The following is a 1978-nucleotide window of genomic DNA, read 5'->3' on the forward strand; positions in this document are numbered from 1 at the left end:
GGAACGCCCAGGCCACCATGAGCAGGTTCGCGGCGATCACGGGCGGTCGCGGAGCACGCGCAGCAGCTCAGCGCTCTCCTCCGGGCTGAGCTCCTGGACGAAACCGGCCAGCGCGGACGCGGGGTCGCCGCTCTCCGCCATCGCGTCGCGCATCAGCCGCGCGCCGTACTCGCCGCGGGACGACACCGGTTCGTAGCGGTACGCGCGCCCGGCGCGCTCGCGTCGCAGCCAGCCCTTGCGGTGCAGGTTGTCGACGACCGTCAGAACGGTGTTGTACGCGAGGTCGCGCGCGGACAGGTCCGTCCAGATCTCCCGGACCGTGGTCGGCGCGGCGCGCGACCACAGCCGGTCCATGACCGCCGCCTCAAGCTCACCGAACCGCCGCACGCTGGGGATTGTCGCCGGGGCCGGTGTCGAGCAGGTGGCCGTGAGATGTCGAATCAGGAGCGGCACGCCGCGTGTATACCCTCAGCGTATACACGTGGGGTATGGTGCTCCGCATGAGCGTTCCCCTGACCCTCCTCGGCCTGCTCGAGCGCGAGCCCAGCCACGGCTACGACCTCAAGCGCGACTACGACACCTTCTTCGGCCGGGGCAAGCCGCTGCCGTTCGGGCAGGTCTACGCGACCCTCGCCCGCCTCGCCCGCGACGGCAAGGTGGTGATCGCGGTCGAGCCCGGCGACGGGCCGGAACGCAAGCGCTACGTCATCACCGAGAGCGGCGCGTCCGAAGTGAACTCCTGGCTGGTCGAGCCGCTCGAGCCCGAGCCGCACCTGCAGACCGTGCTGTTCGCCAAGGTCGTGCTGGCCCTGATGCTCGGCCGCCCGGCGGAGGAATACCTCGACACCCAGCGCCGCGCCCACCTGGCGCGCATGCGCGAGCTGACCGAGGTCAAGCGCGGCGGCAACCTCGTCGACGCCCTGCTCGCCGACCACGGCCTCTTTCACCTGGAGGCCGACCTGCGCTGGATCGACACGACCGTGGCCCGGCTCGACGGCCTCGCGAAGGCGGTGGCCCGATGATCGAGGCCCGCGACGTCACCCTCTCGTTCGGCGAGACCCCGGCCCTGCGCGGCGCCACCCTCACGGTGGCCGAGGGCGAGATCCTCGCCGTGATGGGCCCGAGCGGCTCCGGCAAGTCCACCTTGCTGCACTGCCTCGCCGGCATCCTCGTGCCCGACTCCGGCGAGATCCACTTCGCCGGCCAGCGCGTCGACACCCTCGACGAGTCCGCCCGCAGCGCCCTTCGCCGCGACCGGTTCGGCTTCGTCTTCCAGTTCGGGCAGCTCGTCCCGGAGCTGACCGCGGTGGAAAACGTCGCGCTCCCGCTGCTGCTGGCCGGCGTCAAGCGGCGCGCCGCCGTCGCCGACGCGAGCGCGTGGTTCGCCCGGCTCGACCTCGACGGCCTCCAACAGCGGCGCTCCGGCGAGCTGTCCGGCGGCCAGGCGCAGCGGGTCGCGCTGGCCCGCGGGCTCGTCGCCCGCCCCCGGGTGCTGTTCGCCGACGAGCCGACCGGCTCACTCGACTCGCTGACCGGCGAGCACGTCATGGACCTGCTGGTCAGCTCGGCCCGCGAGCAGGGCACCACGGTCGTCGTGGTCACCCACGAGGCCCGGGTCGCGGCGTACGCGGACCGCGAGGTCATCGTCCGTGATGGCAAGGTCACCGCGGCGGTGCTGTCGTGATCGGGCTCGGCCTCCGGCTGGCCGTCGCCGGTGGCCGCGAGGCCGCGACCCGGCTGGTCGTGGTCGCCTGCGCGGTCGCCCTCGGCACCGGGCTGCTGCTCGCCACGCTCGCCGGCATCAACGCGACCAAGGCGCAGAACCTGCGGTACGCGTGGATGAACACGGGCGCGGCCGAGGTGACCACCGCCGCGCGGGCGGGCGTCGACCCGGTCTGGTGGCTGGGCCGCGAGGACTACTTCCGCGGCGCGGAGATGCTCCGCCTCGACGTGGCGGCGACCGGCCCGGCGGCGCCGG

At 73.4% G+C, this 1978-nt stretch carries 3 protein-coding genes and 1 pseudogene; 3 read left to right on the plus strand and 1 reads right to left on the minus strand.

Annotated features, from left to right (window positions below):
* Positions 1-36: 36 nt before the first annotated feature.
* Positions 37-387 (minus strand): BlaI/MecI/CopY family transcriptional regulator, encoded by a 351-nt coding sequence (locus AB0H87_RS41365; RefSeq protein ID WP_360159206.1) that lies wholly within the window; start codon positions 385-387, stop codon positions 37-39.
* A 113-nt stretch (positions 388-500) separates the two neighbouring features.
* On the opposite strand from AB0H87_RS41365, the gene AB0H87_RS41370 reads away from it, so the two are divergent.
* The 3 genes and pseudogenes from AB0H87_RS41370 to AB0H87_RS41380 form a co-directional block, all read left to right on the plus strand.
* Positions 501-1022: a PadR family transcriptional regulator gene (locus AB0H87_RS41370; RefSeq protein WP_360159209.1), complete on the plus strand. Its 522-nt coding sequence runs from the start codon at positions 501-503 to the stop codon at positions 1020-1022.
* Entirely contained in the window at positions 1019-1684 is a 666-nt protein-coding gene (locus AB0H87_RS41375) for an ABC transporter ATP-binding protein (RefSeq protein ID WP_360159212.1), read from the plus strand. Before AB0H87_RS41370 ends, AB0H87_RS41375 begins: the two co-directional genes overlap by 4 nt.
* Positions 1681-1978, plus strand: a pseudogene (locus AB0H87_RS41380) (ABC transporter permease); the annotation flags it as partial. The gene AB0H87_RS41375 and the pseudogene AB0H87_RS41380, both read left to right, overlap by 4 nt.

This window comes from Asanoa sp. NPDC050611 (assembly GCF_040654855.1).
Taxonomy (GTDB): domain Bacteria; phylum Actinomycetota; class Actinomycetes; order Mycobacteriales; family Micromonosporaceae; genus Asanoa.

Bases quoted from the DNA above. Each gene is read 5' to 3' on its own strand.
- AB0H87_RS41370 (WP_360159209.1), top strand. From the start codon at position 501: ATGAGCGTTCCCCTGACCCTCCTCGGCCTGCTCGAGCGCGAGCCCAGC.
- AB0H87_RS41375 (WP_360159212.1), top strand. From the start codon at position 1,019: ATGATCGAGGCCCGCGACGTCACCCTCTCGTTCGGCGAGACCCCGGCC.